18 protein-coding genes are annotated in these 16,997 nt (G+C 69.9%); 10 read left to right on the forward strand and 8 right to left on the reverse strand.

Going from position 1 to position 16,997, the window contains the following annotated elements:
- Positions 1-18 precede the first annotated feature (18 nt).
- Together AB0877_RS22815 and AB0877_RS22820 are read left to right on the forward strand one after the other, a co-directional pair.
- Positions 19-972, forward strand: coding sequence for a tRNA (adenine-N1)-methyltransferase (locus tag AB0877_RS22815; protein ID WP_366611331.1), 954 nt, complete (start codon positions 19-21; stop codon positions 970-972).
- Positions 973-1,018: 46 nt separating this feature from the next.
- Positions 1,019-1,591: a hypothetical protein gene (locus AB0877_RS22820; protein ID WP_366611273.1), complete on the forward strand. Its 573-nt coding sequence runs from the start codon at positions 1,019-1,021 to the stop codon at positions 1,589-1,591.
- Positions 1,592-1,640: 49 nt separating this feature from the next.
- Here AB0877_RS22820 and AB0877_RS22825 read toward each other — a convergent pair whose 3' ends face one another.
- On the reverse strand, positions 1,641-1,934 hold the full coding sequence (locus tag AB0877_RS22825) for a ferredoxin (RefSeq protein ID WP_091408893.1): 294 nt from the start codon (positions 1,932-1,934) through the stop codon (positions 1,641-1,643).
- A 178-nt stretch (positions 1,935-2,112) separates the two neighbouring features.
- Between AB0877_RS22825 and arc the strand changes: the two genes are divergently transcribed.
- A complete protein-coding gene (gene arc, locus AB0877_RS22830; RefSeq protein ID WP_366611274.1) occupies positions 2,113-3,897 on the forward strand; it encodes a proteasome ATPase in 1,785 nt (594 codons plus the stop codon).
- A 64-nt stretch (positions 3,898-3,961) separates the two neighbouring features.
- Here arc and AB0877_RS22835 read toward each other — a convergent pair whose 3' ends face one another.
- On the reverse strand, positions 3,962-4,366 hold the full coding sequence (locus tag AB0877_RS22835) for a GtrA family protein (protein WP_355007942.1): 405 nt from the start codon (positions 4,364-4,366) through the stop codon (positions 3,962-3,964).
- A gap of 102 nt (positions 4,367-4,468) precedes the next feature.
- Here AB0877_RS22835 and AB0877_RS22840 point away from each other — a divergent pair, with 102 nt between their 5' ends.
- The 7 genes from AB0877_RS22840 to prcA all read left to right on the forward strand — a co-directional run bounded on the left by AB0877_RS22840 (position 4,469) and on the right by prcA (position 11,648).
- The gene (locus AB0877_RS22840; RefSeq protein WP_366611275.1) at positions 4,469-6,094 is read left to right on the forward strand and encodes a DUF2142 domain-containing protein; all 1,626 of its coding nucleotides are present in this window, start codon (positions 4,469-4,471) and stop codon (positions 6,092-6,094) included.
- A gap of 37 nt (positions 6,095-6,131) precedes the next feature.
- Entirely contained in the window at positions 6,132-7,649 is a 1,518-nt protein-coding gene (gene dop / locus AB0877_RS22845; RefSeq protein ID WP_366611276.1) for a depupylase/deamidase Dop, read from the forward strand.
- 113 nt (positions 7,650-7,762) lie between these two features.
- On the forward strand, positions 7,763-8,989 hold the full coding sequence (locus tag AB0877_RS22850) for an acyltransferase (protein ID WP_366611277.1): 1,227 nt from the start codon (positions 7,763-7,765) through the stop codon (positions 8,987-8,989).
- 109 nt (positions 8,990-9,098) lie between these two features.
- A complete protein-coding gene (locus AB0877_RS22855; RefSeq protein ID WP_030332902.1) occupies positions 9,099-9,314 on the forward strand; it encodes a ubiquitin-like protein Pup in 216 nt (71 codons plus the stop codon).
- 6 nt (positions 9,315-9,320) lie between these two features.
- On the forward strand, positions 9,321-9,992 hold the full coding sequence (locus AB0877_RS22860; RefSeq protein WP_366611278.1) for an endonuclease VII domain-containing protein: 672 nt from the start codon (positions 9,321-9,323) through the stop codon (positions 9,990-9,992).
- Positions 9,911-10,750, forward strand: a complete 840-nt coding sequence (gene prcB, locus AB0877_RS22865; RefSeq protein WP_238660971.1) for a proteasome subunit beta — start codon at positions 9,911-9,913, stop codon at positions 10,748-10,750. The genes AB0877_RS22860 and prcB overlap by 82 nt, the downstream gene beginning before the upstream one ends.
- 58 nt (positions 10,751-10,808) lie before the next feature.
- The gene (gene prcA / locus AB0877_RS22870) at positions 10,809-11,648 is read left to right on the forward strand and encodes a proteasome subunit alpha (protein ID WP_366611280.1); all 840 of its coding nucleotides are present in this window, start codon (positions 10,809-10,811) and stop codon (positions 11,646-11,648) included.
- A 51-nt stretch (positions 11,649-11,699) separates the two neighbouring features.
- Here prcA and AB0877_RS22875 read toward each other — a convergent pair whose 3' ends face one another.
- From AB0877_RS22875 to rfbB, 6 genes are read right to left on the reverse strand one after another with little or no spacing between them, the layout of a single operon-like run.
- On the reverse strand, positions 11,700-12,728 hold the full coding sequence (locus AB0877_RS22875) for a glycosyltransferase family 2 protein (protein WP_366611281.1): 1,029 nt from the start codon (positions 12,726-12,728) through the stop codon (positions 11,700-11,702).
- Positions 12,725-14,035, reverse strand: a complete 1,311-nt coding sequence (locus AB0877_RS22880; RefSeq protein WP_366611283.1) for a polysaccharide biosynthesis protein — start codon at positions 14,033-14,035, stop codon at positions 12,725-12,727. Before AB0877_RS22880 ends, AB0877_RS22875 begins: the two co-directional genes overlap by 4 nt.
- Positions 14,032-14,733, reverse strand: a complete 702-nt coding sequence (locus tag AB0877_RS22885) for a glycosyltransferase family 2 protein (protein ID WP_366611284.1) — start codon at positions 14,731-14,733, stop codon at positions 14,032-14,034. Before AB0877_RS22885 ends, AB0877_RS22880 begins: the two co-directional genes overlap by 4 nt.
- Positions 14,726-15,097 carry a DUF2304 domain-containing protein gene (locus AB0877_RS22890; RefSeq protein WP_112587313.1) on the reverse strand — a complete coding sequence of 124 codons (372 nt, stop codon included), beginning with the start codon at positions 15,095-15,097 and terminating at the stop codon, positions 14,726-14,728. The genes AB0877_RS22885 and AB0877_RS22890 overlap by 8 nt, the downstream gene beginning before the upstream one ends.
- Positions 15,094-15,981 carry a dTDP-4-dehydrorhamnose reductase gene (gene rfbD, locus AB0877_RS22895; protein WP_366611286.1) on the reverse strand — a complete coding sequence of 296 codons (888 nt, stop codon included), beginning with the start codon at positions 15,979-15,981 and terminating at the stop codon, positions 15,094-15,096. Before rfbD ends, AB0877_RS22890 begins: the two co-directional genes overlap by 4 nt.
- A complete protein-coding gene (gene rfbB, locus AB0877_RS22900) occupies positions 15,978-16,979 on the reverse strand; it encodes a dTDP-glucose 4,6-dehydratase (protein WP_366611288.1) in 1,002 nt (333 codons plus the stop codon). The genes rfbD and rfbB overlap by 4 nt, the downstream gene beginning before the upstream one ends.
- Positions 16,980-16,997 lie beyond the last annotated feature (18 nt).

The raw sequence follows: 16,997 nt of genomic DNA on the forward strand, positions 1-16,997 counted from the left end.
GACCCCGCCAACCCGGCGCTGACACCCGTGCACCGTGGGCCGTTCCGGCCCGGCGACCGGGTCCAGCTGACCGACCCCAAGGGGCGGATGCACACCGTGACGCTGGAGCCCGGCAAGGAGTTCCACACCCACCGCGGCATCCTGGCCCACGACGCGCTGATCGGGCTCCCCGACGGCAGCGTGGTGACCACCTCCGGTGGGGGCACCGCCTTCCTGGCCCTGCGGCCGCTCCTGTCGGACTACGTGCTGTCCATGCCGCGCGGCGCCCAGGTGATCTATCCCAAGGACTCGGCGCAGATCGTGGCGATGGGTGACATCTTCCCCGGCGCGAAGGTCCTCGAGGCCGGCGCCGGCTCCGGCGCGCTGAGCTGCTCCCTGCTGCGAGCCGTCGGCACGGAGGGGGAGCTGCACTCGTTCGAGCTGCGCGACGACTTCGCCCAGATCGCCAAGCGCAACGTCGAGGCGTTCTTCAACGGGCCGCACCCCTCGTGGAACCTGCACGTCGGCGACGTCGCGCAGTGCCGGGAGACCGGCTTCGACCGGATCATCCTGGACATGCTGACCCCCTGGGAGACCCTCGACATGGTCGAGCGGGCGCTGGTGCCCGGTGGGGTGTTCATCGGCTACGTCGCCACCACACCCCAGCTGTCCGAGCTGGTGGAGGCGCTGCGCGAGCGCGGCGGCTGGACCGAGCCGCGGGCCTGGGAGTCCCTGGTGCGCGACTGGCACGCCGAGGGCCTCGCCGTCCGTCCGGACCACCGGATGATCGCGCACACCGCCTTCCTGGTGTCCGCCCGCAAGCTGGCGCCGGGGGTCACCGCGCCGCCGCGCCGCCGCAAGCCCAGCAAGGGCACCGAGGCGTACGCGCAGCGCCGTCAGGACCTGCGTGAGGCCGAGGCGGCCCGACAGGCCGCCGCCGCGCAGGCGGCCGGCGCGCAGTCCAACGGTGCGGGGGAGATGGACAGGCCGTGACCATCGAGCGGGGTGTCGGCAGCGCCGAGCAGGGGGAGACGCTGGCATGAGCCGACCGGGCTACGGCGGTGGAGAGCTCCCCGCGGTCTTTCCCGACTGGTCGCCCTACCAGGACCTGGAGTCGGCGGCGAGGGCCTATCTGCGCGACCCGGACGTCGCCCTGGAGGCGCTCGGCGGCGTGCTGCGCGGTGCGTCGGTGCTCGGCTTCACCCTGGAACGCTTCGTCAACGAGGTCAACGGGGTGTGGCAGGAGGTCGTGGTCTGCGACGGCAGCCGGCTCATCCTCTGGCACGGCGAGGACGTACCGCCGGAGGAGGGCCCCCCGGGCTCGATGACCTCGTCGCTGCGGGTGGTGCCGGTCTCCACCGTCACCGAGGTGGGCTGCCGGCGGCGACTCAACCGGGCCGAGAGCGGCGAGATCCGGGTCGACAGCATCGACGTCTACCTGCTGCTCACCTCGCTGGACGAGGCGCCGCCGAGTGAGGAGATGCCCGGCACGCCCCGGCACGACGCGTTGCGCTTCGGCAAGACCCTCGACGACGGCGGGGCCGGGCAGATCGCCCGGTTGGAGGAGTTCGCGCGGCTGGTCGCCTCGGTGGTCGGCCGTCCGATGCTCTGAGGCGTACCCCGTCTCATGACCGGCCGGGCCGCGCGGCCCGGCCGGTGGGTCAGTCTTCCTCGGCGTCCGGGCCGGCGACCTCGACGCCGTCGCCGCGCACCACGTGGATGCAGTCGCCCGGGCACTCCTTCGCGGAGTCGATCACCTCGAGCCGCAGGTGCGCGGGAACGTCGACCCGGCTGCCCGGGGCCATCCGCAGCTCACCGTCGACGCCCTTGACGTAGGCCAGGCCGTCGATGTCGAACTCGAACACCTCCGGCGCGTACTGCACGCAGAGCCCGTCGCCCGTGCAGAGATCCTGGTCGACCCAGACCTGCAGTTCGTCGGTCGCGACCTCGGCCACCGGTGCACCCCCCATGTTCTCCCGTGCCACGCTCCGACGGTACCCGAACGCCGGTAACGGCCCGTCAGGCCACCCTTGGCGATCAAGGTTCGGTGACGAGGGTGTTGCATGGGACCGAATCGGCCTCATAGCGGCTAGTGTTAGGGCAGAACGTTCAAGCCCCCCGGGGAGGTGGGACGTGGCAGCACGTAGCGACGACGCGGACTCGCGCGCCGCACGGTGGGAGAAGGAAGCCCACGATCTCTCCACGCAGGTCGCGTTCCTGCAAGAGGAACTCGCCCTGGTGCGGCGCAAGTTGACCGAAAGCCCCCGACACGTCCGGCAGCTCGAAGAGCGGCTGGCGGCCACCCAGGCACAGTTGGCGCGGCTGACCGAGAACAACGACCGGCTGGTGAGCACCCTCAAGGAGGCTCGCACGCAGATCGTGACGCTCAAGGAGGAGATCGACCGGCTCGCGCAACCGCCGAGCGGTTACGGAGTCTTCCTGGCCAAGCACGAGGACGGCTCGGTGGACGTCTTCACCGGTGGCCGCAAACTACGGGTCGCGGTCTCACCCTCGCTCGATGTGGGTGACCTGCGGCGCGGCCAGGAGGTCCTGCTCAACGACGCGCTCAACATCGTCGACGCGTTCGGTTACGAGCGGGTTGGCGAAGTGGTGATGCTCAAGGAGATCCTGGAGGGGCCGAACGGCGGGCCGGGCGACCGGGCGCTGGTGGTCTCCCACTCCGACGAGGAGCGCATCGTGCACCTCGCCGAGACGCTCATCGGCTCGGCGATCCGGGCCGGCGACTCGCTCATGATCGAGCCCCGTTCGGCGTACGCGTACGAGCGGATCCCGAAGAGCGAGGTCGAGGAACTGGTCCTGGAGGAGGTGCCCGACGTCGGCTACGGCGACATCGGTGGCCTCCAGTCGCAGATCGAGCAGATCCGCGACGCGGTGGAGTTGCCGTTCCTGCACGCGGACCTGTTCCGTGAGCACCAGCTCCGCCCACCCAAGGGCATCCTGCTCTACGGCCCGCCCGGCTGTGGCAAGACGCTCATCGCCAAGGCGGTGGCCAACTCGCTGGCCAAGAAGATCGCCGAGCGGCAGGGCAAGGAGAAGCACACCAGCTTCTTCCTCAACATCAAGGGCCCGGAGCTGCTCAACAAGTACGTCGGTGAGACCGAGCGGCACATCCGGCTGATCTTCCAACGCGCCCGGGAGAAGGCCGGCGAGGGCACGCCGGTGATCGTGTTCTTCGACGAGATGGACTCGATCTTCCGAACCCGCGGCTCCGGTGTCTCCTCCGACGTGGAGAACACCATCGTCCCGCAGCTGCTCAGCGAGATCGACGGCGTGGAGGGGCTGGAGAACGTCATCGTCATCGGCGCCTCCAACCGGGAAGACATGATCGACCCGGCGATCCTGCGCCCCGGTCGTCTCGACGTGAAGATCAAGATCGAGCGACCGGACGCCGAGGCGGCCAAGGACATCTTCTCCAAGTACATCCTCTCCGGGCTGCCTCTGCACCCGGACGACCTGGCCGAACACGGCACCGACCCCCAGGCCACCGTCGCGGCGATGATCGACGCCGTGGTGCTGCGGATGTACTCGGAGACCGAGGACAACCGATTCCTCGAGGTCACCTACGCCAACGGTGACAAGGAAGTCCTCTACTTCAAGGACTTCAACTCCGGCGCGATGATCCAGAACATCGTCGACCGGAGCAAGAAGATGGCCATCAAGGAGTTCCTCACCTCGGGTCGCAAGGGGCTGCGCCTTCAGCACCTGCTCGACGCCTGCGTCGACGAGTTCCGCGAGAACGAGGACCTCCCCAACACCACCAACCCCGACGACTGGGCGCGCATCTCCGGTAAGAAGGGCGAGCGGATCGTCTACATCCGCACGCTCGTCTCCGGCGGCAAGGGCGCCGAGGCCGGCCGGTCCATCGAGACCGCCAGCAACACCGGCCAGTACCTCTGACCCCAGCAGCGAGGGTGCCCACCAACCGGTGGGCACCCTCGCTACGGGTGTGTCAGGGCGTCGGTCAGGCAGCGAAGATCCACCGCTTCGACACCACGTAGTTCGCCGCCGACAGCGACGCCGTCACCAACAGCTTCGCCAGCAGGTACGGCGTGCCCGCCCAGGTCAACGCGGACACCAGCACCACGTTGGCGGTCAGGTTCGCCAGGACCAGCGCGAAGTAGCGCCCCACCTGCGGCACCATCTGGGCGGACGAGCCGAACGACCACGCCCGGTTCAGCCCGAAGTTGACCCAGAACGAGGTCAGGAACGACATCCCGGCCGCAACCGGCAGGACGATCCGGAGAACTCCGTGGTACACGAAGAGTGATCCCGTGTCCACGGCGACGCTCAGACCCCCGACGACCAGGAACCGCACAGCGCTGTGTCGGGACAGGTGGCGGACGGACTCGGCAACAGGTGACAGCAAAGAGTTCTCCAAGGGGGGACCCGGAGCGGTGAGGACGACGAGGGAGTCTATCGTCTGTCCATCCACCCAGCGGGGCCTGCCCGCGCGAGCCGCGAGGTTGACGTGCCTGATCCCGCAAGAGCGACGTTGCCGGCCACCAGCGCAAGCCCGGCGGCCACCATCAGCACAGGTCGACGACATTGGGCCCTCGCCTTCGCCGCCTTCTTCCTGATCATCTTCGCCTGGTCGATGGCCGCGCCCTACGATGGCACCCCGGACGAGCGGGAGCACATCGTCCGAGCGGCCGGCGTCGCCGCCGGGCAGATCGCGCCCCCGCCCGCCGACGCGAAGAAGGGCACCGGCGCCTTCCAGACCGTTCCCGGCGGTCTCGTCCGCGAGCAGTGCTGGCAGTTCAAGAAGGAAGTCTCGGCGGCCTGCGCCCAGCCCCCCGGCAGCGACGACACACCGACCCGCGCCGGCACCGGGGCCGGTCGTTACTTCCCCGCCTACTACGCCCTCGTCGGCGCACCCACGGTGCTCTGGCCCGGCTGGTCCGGCGTCCTGCTCGCCCGCATGATCAGCGCCCTGTGCTGCGCCGCGCTGCTCGCCTGCGCGTACGTCGTGATCCGCAACCGGTCCCGCCGCGGCCTCATGATGGGCGCCCTGCTCGTCGTCACCACCCCGATGGCCGTGCACATGGCCAGCGCGGTCAACCCGAACGGCCTGGAGATCGCCGCCGGCATCGCCTTCTTCAGCGCGGTCATCCCGTTGCTCCTCGGCCCACCCGGCCCGCGGCGCGGCCTCATCGCCCTCGTCGGGATCAGCGCGCTACTCCTCGCGGTCCTGCGCCAGACCGGTCCGCTCTGGCTGGCGACCGCCTTCATCGCGTTCGCCTTCCCGCTGCGCCGCGGCAACCTCCTCGGCCTCCTGCGCGACCGGGCCGCGCAGCTCTGGGCAGGGGGCATCGTCCTGTCCACCCTCGCCGTGCTCGCCTGGTCCGTCCGCCAGCAGACCTCCGACCTCGGCAACTACTCCGCCGACCGGCTCACCTACGGGCAGGCAGCCCTGCGCGAGGCCGACCGGTGGCGGGGCTACCTCGACCAGATCGTCGGCGTCACCTCCTGGCTGGACACCCGGATGCCCGCCCCGCCATACCTGATCTGGCAGCTCGTCGCCGGAGCGCTGCTGCTCATCGGACTCGTCTGGGGCAGCACCCTCGACCGGTGGCGCCTGCTCGTGCTGCTCGGCGGCGGTGTGGCCGTCCCCTCCCTCATGCAGATCGCCCTGGTCAACGAGAGCGGCTTCGTCACCCAGGGCCGCTACATGCTGCCCATGCTGGTCGGTGTGCTGCTCTACGCCGCGTGGATCGCCGAACAACGCGGCTTCGAGGCCGCCCGGGCCCGCTCGTTCACCCGACTCGCCGTGCTGCTCCTCCTGCCGATCCAGCTGTTCTGCCTGGCGTACACGATGGTCCGCTGGCAGAACGGCCTGCCCGCCAACATCGGGCTGAGCAGCCTCAACCCCCTCGCCGGCGACTGGCACCCGGTGGTCGGCTCGGTGGTCCCGCTGCTCAGCGCCAGCGTCGGCCTGGTGCTGTTCGGGTGGCTCGTCTGGACCACCCGCCCCGCCGCGACCGACGACCCGACGCCGCCGGCTGAGCATTCCGACACCGAATCCACCGAACTGTCGCGGCCCGCCGGCACTCACCTACAGAGTGCAGGCGCTCAGGGCGGACTACGCTCGACCTGACGGTGGAGCGGGTCGGGCGAGCGAAGCGGGTAGGTCGATGAGCGTAAGACGGATCATGGGCACCGAGGTCGAGTACGGCATCTCCGTGCCCGGACAAGCCGGAGCCAACCCGATGGTCACCTCATCGCAGGTGGTCAACGCCTACGGGGCACGCCCGGAACTCAACCGGGGTGGCCGGGCCCGGTGGGACTACGAGGAAGAATCGCCGCTGCGTGACGCCCGCGGCTTCACCTACTCCGGCGCAGCGTACGACCCCGCCGAGGCCCTCGCGGACGAAGACCTCGGCCTGGCCAACGTGATACTCACCAACGGCGCGCGGCTCTACGTCGACCACGCGCACCCCGAATACTCCACCCCCGAGGTCACCACCCCCCGGGACATCGTGCGGTGGGACAAGGCCGGCGAGCGGGTGATGGCCGAGGCGTCCCGCCGGGCCGCCACCATCCCGGGCACCCAGCCGATCCACCTCTACAAGAACAACACCGACAACAAGGGCGCCAGCTACGGCGCCCACGAGAACTACCTGATGCGCCGACAGACGCCGTTCGCCGACATCGTGGCGTACCTGACGCCGTTCTTCGTCACCCGACAGATCGTCTGCGGCGCCGGCCGGGTCGGCATCGGCCAGGACGGCGGCCAGAGCGGCTTCCAGATCTCCCAGCGTGCCGACTTCTTCGAGGTCGAGGTCGGCCTGGAAACGACCCTCAAGCGGCCGATCATCAACACCCGCGACGAGCCGCACGCCGACGCCGACAAGTACCGCCGGCTGCACGTCATCATCGGCGACGCCAACCTCTCCGAGATCTCCACCTACCTGAAGGTCGGCACCACCGCGCTGATCCTCACCATGATCGAAGAGAAGGCCCTCGGCGCCGACCTCGGCATCGCCGACCCGGTCAGCGAACTGCGCGCCGTCAGCCACGACCCCACCCTGGCGCACCGCATGCGACTGCGCGACGGCCGCCGGCTCACCGCCCTCGACCTGCAATGGGCGTACCTGGAGCGGGTCCGGTCCTTTGTCGACGACCGGTACGGCACCGACGCCGACGAGCAGACCATCGACGTGCTCGACCGCTGGGAGAGCGTCCTGGACCGGCTCGGCCGCGATCCGATGCTCTGCGCCGACGAGCTGGACTGGGTGGCCAAGCTGCGACTGCTGGAGGGCTACCGGGAACGGGAGAAGCTCGGCTGGGGCTCGCACAAGCTCCAGCTCGTCGACCTTCAATACTCCGACGTCCGGCCGGAGAAGGGCCTCTACCACCGCCTGGTCAGTCGGGGATCGATGAAGACGCTGCTCACCGACGACGAGACGCGTAGCGCGATGACCGAACCACCGGAGGACACCCGGGCCTACTTCCGCGGTCGCTGCCTCGCCCAGTACGCCTCCGAGGTGGTCGCCGCGAGCTGGGACTCGGTGATCTTCGACGTCGGTCGGGAGTCGTTGGTCCGGGTGCCGATGATGGAGCCCGAGCGGGGCACCCGCGCGCACGTGGGGGCGTTGTTCGATCGCTGCGCCAGCGCCAAGGACCTGTTGGAGACGTTGACCGGCGGCTGAGATCCGGTGCCTCCGCCGGGGATCACTCTGTGGCATGCTAGGCCGTCCCCCGATCCGTCGACCCACACGGTGATGCGATGCTCCCCTCTGCGCGGCAGGCTGGCCTGCGTGCGATGACCGTTGTACCGCTGTCGAACGCGTACGCCGGGCGTGCCAACAGCTTCGGCTTCCTGCGGCTCTGCTTTGCCGTCGCGGTCGTCCTCGCGCACACCGCGGTGATCGGGTACGCCCGACCGTTGACCGAAATCGTCGACGTGGCCGGTCTGGGAGTGGCCGGCTTCTTCGGCATCTCCGGCTTCCTCATCACCCGCAGCGCCCGGCGGGCCAGCCTGCCCCGCTACCTGTGGCACCGCGCCCTGCGGATCTGGCCGGGCCTCTGGGTGTGTCTGCTGTTCATCGGCTTCGTGGTGGCCCCGATCGTCTGGTACGCCGATCGCGGCAACCTGGACGGCCTGTGGCGACACCCGGCCGGCGTGGTGAACTTCCTGCAGGCCAACTGGTGGGGTGGCTACCGCCAACAGGGGATCATGGACGTCTTCCGGGACACGCCGTACGGCGACCTGGTGCGTAAGAGCGTCCTCGACGGCTCACTCTGGACGCTCAGTTACGAGATCTTCTGCTACCTGATCGTGGCCTCGCTGGCCGTGGTGGCGGTGCTGCGCCGGGCCCGCTGGCTGGTGCTCACGGCCGCCGTACTCGTCTTCGGTCTGCTGCTGTGGAACCAGTACGAGGCGTTGCGCTTCGGCGGATCGACGTACTTCACCAGCGGCTCCGTCGGCACGTTGCCGCTGCTCGGCGCACTCAGCAAGATCTGGTTCCTGCGGTTCGGCTTCATGTTCCTGGTGGGCGCCGTGGCGGACCTCTACAGCGACAAGCTGCCCATCAGCGACGTCCTCGGCGTGCTCGCCATCGTGGTGACCGGCTGGCAGACCCTGGAGGGCCACCTGTTCGGCCCGGCGTTGCTCGCCTACGAGTACGCCATCCTCTACCTCGCGGTCCGGTTGCCACGGCTGCTGCACCGTGTGGGCCAGAAGAACGACTACTCGTACGGCATCTACATCTACTCCTTCGTCGTGCAGCAGATGCTGGCCTGGCTGGGGGCGGCCGCCTGGGGGTTCGTCGGCTACTTCGCGGTGGTCATGGTCTTCACCGTCGTCCTGGCGTTCCTGTCCTGGCATCTGGTGGAGAAGCAGGCGTTGCGGTTCAAGGACTGGACACCCCGCCTGCGGCGCGGGGCACCTGCGGCGGAGGCGTCGGCCCCGGAGCGGCGCGAGCCGGAGCGGGTCCCGGTGCCGGTGTCGGGCCCGGCGCCGGCAGACGCCCCGGCTCCTCGGAGCTGACCGCCGCACGGCCGTCGAACGCCCCCCGACGCGAACACGGCGGACGTGAGGGCTTTCTGTCGTCTGCACGGGGTAGATTTCATCCCAGACGATCGTGGAGGAGACAGCCATGGCCACTCATGACAGCGGCGGCCAGTCGCAGTCCGGCAAGTCCCGTCAGGGCGAGGAAATCGAGGACGTCACCACCGAGGCCAACCCCGAGGTGGCCGAGCGGCACGCCGAGATCACCGAGGACGTCGACGACCTCCTCGACGAGATCGACTCCGTCCTCGAAGAGAACGCAGAGGAGTTCGTGAGGGGATATGTCCAGAAAGGGGGCCAATAGAGGCTTATGTTCGATTTGCCGGACCGCCCGGACAAGATGTGTCCGCAGTGCAAGAGAACGCTCGCCGGTACAGAATTCCACCGTGACCGCCGGCGGGTAGATGGCCTCGCCTTCTACTGCAAAGCCTGTGCTGCCGTCCGGTCCGAGGCGAGCCGGCGTAAGCGCGGCATCGCCCCACAGCGACGGTCGCCCACGCCCGTCGCTGAAGGTCTCAAGTGGTGTCCGGACTGCGAACAGATCAAGGCTCTGGACGATTTTCCCACCACCACTACCAAGGCCAGCGGCCGGCACAGCTACTGCAAACCCTGCCATAATGCCCGTGGCAAGGAGACCGCGCAGCGGCTCTACGGCGGGACGCGCGAGTACCACCTGCGGCGCCGATACGGCGTGGGTGAGAAGGAGTTTCAGGAACTCCTGGCCGAGCAGGGCGGGGTCTGCGCGATCTGTTGCGGCGCCGACCCGCAACATCTGGACCACGATCATCGCACCGGATGGGTGCGCGGGATACTCTGCTTCAACTGCAACGGTGGTCTTGGCCAGTTCCGTGACAGTCCCATGAGGCTGGCCAGGGCGATCACGTACCTGAGAGGAACCACGTGGCAGCGGGCTTTGATCCATCCGGGCGTCTTCCAGATGTGTTCACCAACGCGGGGACGTCCTCCTTCACGACGTTTCTGAGTCGGGTGGCCCCCGAGATGTTGCCCGGTCGGCGACCGTTGCCGCCGGGCATGGCCGCCGACCTGGCGCCGCACGCGACCACCATCGTGGCCATCGCGGCGGCCGAGGGTGTGGTGATGGCGGGCGACCGACGGGCCACCATGGGCAACCTGATCGCCCAGCGCGACATCGAGAAGGTGCACCCCGCCGACGCGTACTCGCTGGTCGGCATCGCGGGCACCGCCGGTATCGGCATCGAGCTGATGCGACTGTTCCAGGTGGAGCTGGAGCACTACGAGAAGATCGAGGGCGCGATGCTCTCATTGGACGGTAAGGCGAACCGGCTGGCCTCGATGATCCGGGGCAATCTGGGGGCGGCAATGCAGGGGTTGGCCGTGGTGCCGCTCTTCGCCGGGTTCGACCTGGCTGCCGCCGACCCGGCGCGAGCCGGTCGGATCTTCAGCTTCGACGTGACCGGTGGCCCGTACGAGGAGACCGGCTACGACGCGATCGGGTCCGGGTCGCTGTTCGCGAAGTCCGCGTTGAAGAAGCGGTTCCGGGCCGGGTTGTCGGTCGAGGACGCGACGCGGCTGGCGGTCGAGGCGCTCTACGACGCCGCGGACGACGACACCGCGACCGGTGGGCCGGATCTGACCCGCCGGATCTACCCCGTGGTGATGACCGCGACCGCCGAGGGCACCCGCCGGTTGACCGACCCCGAGACGGCGGCGATCGCCGAGGGCGTGGTCGCCGGTCGGATGGAGAACCCGGGCGGTTGAGACCCGCACCTGATCAGTCAGCAGTCGTCAGCACAGCGCCGTAAGGAGAACCGCCGACGTGGCCATGCAGTTCTACGCCTCCCCCGAACAGATCATGCGCGACCGCTCCGAGTTGGCCCGCAAGGGCATCGCTCGGGGTCGCAGCGCGGTGGTCCTGAGCTACTCCGGCGGGGTCCTCTTCGTCGCGGAGAACCTCTCCAGCGCGCTGCACAAGGTCAGCGAGATCTACGACAGGATCGGGTTCGCCGCGGTCGGCCGGTACAACGAGTTCGAGAACCTGCGCCGCGCCGGAGTGCGGATGGCCGACCTGAACGGCCTCAGCTACGACCGGCGTGACGTCACTGGTCGGGCCCTGGCCAACGCGTTCGCGCAGACCCTGGGGGCCATCTTCACCGAGCAGTCGAAGCCGTTCGAGGTGGAGATCTGCGTGGCGGAGGTCGGTGCCACCCCGGAGGCGGACGAGTTGTACCGGCTGACCTATGACGGTTCGGTGAACGACGAGCCGGGGCGGATGGCCATGGGTGGTCAGGCCGAGGCGATCACCGGTGTGTTGAAGTCGCAGCATCGGGCGGACATGTCCCTGGCCGAGGCGGTCCGGGTGGCGGTGCAGGCGTTGAGCAGCGCCGGTGGTGAGGGTGGTGCCGCCCGGACGATCGCCGCGAACCAGCTCGAGGTGGCGGTCCTGGACCGTCAGCGGATCGGACGGACGTTCCGGCGGATCACCGGTGCCGCGCTGACGGCTCTGTTGGACGGGGACGCGGCGGCCGAGGGGCAGGCGGCGGACGCGGCGGGCGGTCCCGCTGAGCCGGTCGTGCCGACCACGGAGGGGCACAAGCCGACGTCGTCGGCCGGTTCCGCGGACCTGGAGGACCGGCCCGCGGAGGGCGGCGAGCGCTAGGGTTCTGCCTGCTGGTGCCGGGCCCCGTGTTCCGGGGCCCGGCACCAGAGGTCATTCTCGGCGCAGCAGGGGCCGGGCCAGGGCCCAGTAACCGCCGGCGATGGCGTTGAACGCTCCCAGGCCGGGTGTGGTGGGCACACCGGAGGGCGTGACCCGACCGGTCATCAGCGTCGCGATGGCCCCGTCCGGCACCCGGCGTTCAGCCTGTAGCTGCCGTCGGCGGCCGCGAACCCAGTCGCGGTTGCGCCACAACCAGCCCCATCCCCGCAGCTTCTGCCGGGACCAGCCGCCGGCGATCGAGGCGGTGAGCATGGCGGCCTCGGTGAGCAGCAGCGCCGGGGCCAGCACCACGAGTGTCCGCGCCTCGTAGGCGGTCAGCAGGGTGACCAGTCGGTTCCGCTCGACCAGGTAGAGCTTCAGGGTGTTGCGGGAGAACTCGTAGTGGTGGCGCACGACGGCGTCCGGCACGTACTCCAGTCGTAGTCCGCGCTGCCACAGTCGCAGGCTGAGTTCGGTGTCCTCGTGGTAGGCGAAGTATTCGGCGGCGAAGCCGTCGAGTTCGCGCCAGAGCTGTCGGCTGATCACGAAGCAGCAGCCGCTGAGGGAGGGTACGGCCCGCCGTACGGCGTGGTTGCCGGCCGGTTCGCCGTTGCCGCCGGCCCAGGAGAGGCCGGTGAAGTGCAGCGGGTTGCCGCTGGTGTTGATCAGTTCGGGGGTGTCGGCCAGCCGGATGGATGCCATGGCCGCGCCTACGCCCGCTTCGGCGGCTACGGCGGTGGTCTTGATCAGGGCGTCGGGTGCGACGACGGCATCGGAGTTGACGAACGCGAGCCAGTCACCGGTGGCTTCGGCGGCGCCGACGCGGCAGCCGCCGGAGTAGCCGGTGTTCTCCTCGGGTCGGATCACCCGTACCCCGGGGAGGCCCTTGACGATGTCGATGCCGTCGCCGGTGCAGCCGTTGTCGACGACGATGAGGTCGATCTCGACGTCGGTGCTGGCCAGCACCGCCTGGGCGGCGTCGACGAGGTAGGGCTCCGGGCCGTAGGCGAGCATGACGGCGCTCACCCGGGGTCGGGTCATCGGATGCCTCCGGATGCGGCAGGGGCGACGGCCTCGGCGAGCGGCCGGGCGGGGGTGGTGGGTCGGCTGAAGCCGCCGCGCAGCAGCATCGCCATGGTGGCGGCCACGATGACGGAGCCGACGGTGTACGCCAGTTCGACTCGCAGGGTGACCGGGGCCGGGATCAGCGTCACGGCGATCAGGGCGGCGACGCCGGCGGTCCAGGCGAGGGCCTGGGCGCGGTGCCGGTCGAGGGCGAGCAGGGCCTGACCGAGCACCATCGCCCACAGGTAGGCGAGCGTGGCGGCCCCCAGCCAGGCGAAGTCGCCGTGGCCGAGAACACCGGGTGCGTCGAAGAGGGTGCCGACCAACCATGGGCCGAGCAGTACGGCGCCGAGGGCGCCGGTGAGGCCGAGCGCGGTGACGATGCCGAGCGCGCGTCGCAGCAGGCTGTGGAAGCCGGCCTGGTCGCCGGTGGTGGCGGTGGTGGCCAGGCCGGGCAGCAGTGACGCCTGGAGGGAGCCGAAGACGAACAGGGGGATGCGGACCAGCACGAGGGCGGAGAGCAGTGCGCCGGCGGCTGCCGCGTCAGAGGGGGAGAGCAGCTGAACGTTGATCACGCCGATGTTCACCACGACCTGGGAGAGCAGGCTGGAGGCGGTGAGCAGGCCGAGGCCGCGGAGCAGCGTGGCCCAGGCCACCGGCGGGCCTGCGCCGATGGCGCGCAGCACCGGTGGCAGGGTGAGCAGGACGCTGACCAGTGGGGCGGCGACGAGCACGAGCCCGTACCAGACGGGCGACGTCACTCCGGCGAGCCCGAGCAGGGCCACCATGATGATCCGCAGGCCGCCGTCGATCCCGAGTTGAGCGCCGTACCAGGGGAACAGTTGCAGGCCGGAGAGGACGCCACGGGTGGCGTAGGCGACGGCCATCGCGGCGAGCGCGCCGATCAGTACGGTGACCAGGTTGCCGTCACCGGCGAAGAGCTTGTCGGCGAGCGGCTGACGGCCGATGGTGACGGCCGACACCAGCACCGCGAGCATCACGGCGGCGACGGTGACGCCGCGGGCCAGCACCGGCCCGGGCGGCAGCCCCTGGCTGTGTCGGGCGGCGACGACCCGGGCGACCTCCTGCTCGATCGGCATGAACACGCCGATGCCGAGGGTGAACACGATCGACCAGAGCACCGACAGGGACGAATAGTCGGCCTGGCTGAGGCTGTGGCCGGCGACGGCGAGGTGAACGTAGGAGGCGAGCCCGAGAAGGGCCAGCCCGGCACCGACAGCGACGGTGCCGGGCGGGACCAGGCTCAGTAGCCGTCGGATCACCGGCGGATGAGCGCCAGCGTGAGAACGGCGAACGCGCGGCCGAGGTAGACCATCGCCTTGGCGGGGGAGTGGCTGGGCGTGCCGGCCATCCGCTTGCGCATGGCGACCGGCACCTGGCGGATGCGGAAGCCGCGGCGGGCGGTGTGCACCAGGGTCTCCACGGTGTCGCCGAGGTACTCGGCCGGGTACCAGCCGGCGAACATCTCGATGACCCGCCGGTTGGCGGCCCGGAAGCCGGAGGTGGTGTCGGTCAGCTTGGTGCGGGCGACCCGGGACAGCACGCCGGAGAGCATGACCATCGCCCAGCGGCGGGGGCCGCGGACGTTGTAGTCGCCCTCACCGGCGAAGCGGGCGCCGATGACGAGGTCGTTGTCGTCGAGCAGGTCGACGAGCTTCGGCACGTACCGGGGGTCGTGCTGGCCGTCGGCGTCGATCTGGATGGCGACGTCGTAGTCGTGGTCACGGGCGTAGCGGTAGCCGAGGCGCATGGCCCCACCGACGCCGAGGTTGTACGGCAGTTTGGCGACCAGGGCACCGGCGGCGGCGGCGACGGCGGCGGTGCGATCGGTGGAGCCGTCGTCGACGACGAGCACGTCGACGCCGGGCAGTTCGCCGCGGACCTCACCGACGACGTCGGCGATCGAGCCCGACTCGTTGAGAGCCGGAATGATGATCAATGTGCGCTTGCCGTTAACCATCGGTCGACACCAGTTCGTCTCGGGCTGCCCGGTCCGCGTCGATCTCAGCGCGGAGCAGGGCGAAGTCTTCGGCCAGGGTGCGGGTCTCTTCTTCCAGGGCGCTGACCTCCCAGCTCAGGTGCACGCACACCAGCAGCAGGAAGACGATGCCGAGGAAGAGCACCAGGCTGACACCGGAGGCGACGCCGAGGAGTTCGGCGACGTTGTCGAGCAGCCGGGGAAAAAGGGACAGCGGAATCACGATGATCAGTACGGCGAGCCAGAGCATGCCGTACTTCTCGCGCAGCTGACGGCGGCGCAGCAGCTCGACGATGGTGCCGAGGAGCAGCAGGCCGGTCAGGCCGGTGACGAGGGTGAGCTTCATGCGACCTTCCACGGGGCGGGTGGAGCGGGGGAGTGGAACGCGTCAACCAGGGCGCTGTGCCAGTCTGGAAGCGGGGGTAGACCCACGGCTGCCCAACGGCTGTGCCCTAGCACACTGTACGCAGGCCGTGGGGCGGAACGCGGATACCGGTCGCTGGTGGTGGGTCGGATCCGGTCCGGGTCCAGTCCGGCCAGCGTGAACGCGGCGCGCGCCAACCCGTACCAGGTGGTCTGCCCGGCGCAGGTGCCGTGGTAGACGCCGGGCGGGGCGTGGCCGGCCAGCGCCGCGTCGGCGAGCGCGACGAGCCGCTCGGCGAGCGCGTACGACCAGGTGGGTTGGCCGTGTTGGTCGTCGACCACGTCGAGGTGTTCGTGCTGGGTGGCGAGTCGGAGCATGGTGGCCACGAAGTTCGGGCCGTGCGCGCCGTAGAGCCAGGCGGTGCGCACGACGTACCCGGTGTCGGGCAGCAGCCGCGCGACGGCCTCTTCGCCGACCAGCTTGCTGCGGCCGTAGGCGTTGACCGGGGCGGTGGGTGCGTCCTCCGGGTAGGGGGTGTCGGCATTGCCGGCGAGCACGTAGTCGGTGGAGACCGTGATCAGCGGGGTGTCGTCGGTGGCGCAGGCCGCGGCCAGGTTGGCCACGGCGTCGCCGTTGACGGCGGTCGCCGCGGCCTCGTCGGCCTCGGCGGCGTCGACGTTGGTCCACGCGGCCGCGTTGATCACCAGGTCGTGCCCGGCGACGGCGGTGCGGACCGCAGCGGGGTCGGTGATGTCCAGGTCGGCGCGGGTGGCGGCGGTCACCTTGAGGTCGGGTCGCGCACCCAGCACGGTGACCAGGTCCCGGCCGAGCATCCCGCCCGCGCCGGTGACGAGGAGTCGGGTCATGCGGTCGGCGCGGACTTGAGGGGCTCCCACCATGTGCGGTTGTCCCGGTACCAGCGGACGGTGTCGGCGAGGCCCTGGTCGAGGGTGATGCTGGGGCGGTAGCCGAGCTCCTCGCTGATCTTGCTGATGTCGAGGGAGTACCGGCGGTCGTGTCCCTTGCGGTCGGTGACCGGGACGACCCGGTCCCACCCGGCGCCGCAGGCGTCCAGGAGCAGGCCGGTGAGTTCCTTGTTGGTCAACTCGGTGCCGCCGCCGATGTTGTAGACCTCGCCGGCGCGGCCCTTCTGCTGCGCGAGGGCGATGCCCCGGCAGTGGTCGTGCACGTGCAGCCAGTCACGGATGTTGCCGCCGTCGCCGTAGAGGGGGACGGTGCCACCGTCGAGCAGGTTGGTGACGAACAGCGGGATGACCTTCTCGGGGAACTGGTACGGGCCGTAGTTGTTGGAGCAGCGGGTGACGACCACGTCCATGCCGTGGGTGCGGTGGTACGACAGCGCGAGCAGGTCGGAGCCGGCCTTGGACGCCGAGTACGGCGAGTTGGGGGCGAGGGGCCAGGTTTCGGTCCAGGAGCCCTCGTCGATCGAGCCGTAGACCTCGTCGGTGGAGACGTGCACGAATCGTCTGGTGCCGTGGCGCAGCGCCGCGTCGAGCAGCGTCTGGGTGCCCAGCACGTTGGTGGTGACGAAGGGCGCGGCGCCGGCGATGGAACGGTCGACGTGTGACTCGGCGGCGAAGTGCACGATCACGTCGTGCTCGGCCACCGTCTCGTCGACGACCACCGGGTCGCAGATGTCGCCCTGTACGAAGCGCAGTCGCGGGTCGTCGCGGACTGGCTCGAGGTTGGCCAGGTTGCCCGAGTAGGTCAGCTTGTCCAGCACGGTCACGACGGCCGGCTCGAGCGTCGGCACGCCTTCCGCGCTGCCGAGGGGCTTGCCCAGCAGCAGGCGAACGTACTCCGACCCGATGAATCCGGCTCCGCCGGTGACGAGGATCCTCACGGGTCCGGAAGTATACGC

It is taken from the genome of Micromonospora sp. NPDC047644, assembly GCF_040704315.1.
In the GTDB taxonomy this organism is placed as follows: Bacteria; Actinomycetota; Actinomycetes; order Mycobacteriales; family Micromonosporaceae; genus Micromonospora.

What these genes read in the sequence shown, in the direction of transcription:
- AB0877_RS22820 (WP_366611273.1), top strand. Translation starts at nt 1,019, where the DNA reads ATGAGCCGACCGGGCTACGGCGGTGGAGAGCTCCCCGCGGTCTTTCCC.
- dop (WP_366611276.1), top strand. Translation starts at nt 6,132, where the DNA reads ATGAGCGTAAGACGGATCATGGGCACCGAGGTCGAGTACGGCATCTCC.
- AB0877_RS22850 (WP_366611277.1), top strand. Translation starts at nt 7,763, where the DNA reads ATGACCGTTGTACCGCTGTCGAACGCGTACGCCGGGCGTGCCAACAGC.
- AB0877_RS22855 (WP_030332902.1), top strand. Translation starts at nt 9,099, where the DNA reads ATGGCCACTCATGACAGCGGCGGCCAGTCGCAGTCCGGCAAGTCCCGT.
- AB0877_RS22860 (WP_366611278.1), top strand. Translation starts at nt 9,321, where the DNA reads ATGTTCGATTTGCCGGACCGCCCGGACAAGATGTGTCCGCAGTGCAAG.
- AB0877_RS22875 (WP_366611281.1), bottom strand. Translation starts at nt 12,728, where the DNA reads ATGACCCGACCCCGGGTGAGCGCCGTCATGCTCGCCTACGGCCCGGAG.
- AB0877_RS22885 (WP_366611284.1), bottom strand. Translation starts at nt 14,733, where the DNA reads ATGGTTAACGGCAAGCGCACATTGATCATCATTCCGGCTCTCAACGAG.
- AB0877_RS22890 (WP_112587313.1), bottom strand. Translation starts at nt 15,097, where the DNA reads ATGAAGCTCACCCTCGTCACCGGCCTGACCGGCCTGCTGCTCCTCGGC.
- rfbD (WP_366611286.1), bottom strand. Translation starts at nt 15,981, where the DNA reads ATGACCCGACTCCTCGTCACCGGCGCGGGCGGGATGCTCGGCCGGGAC.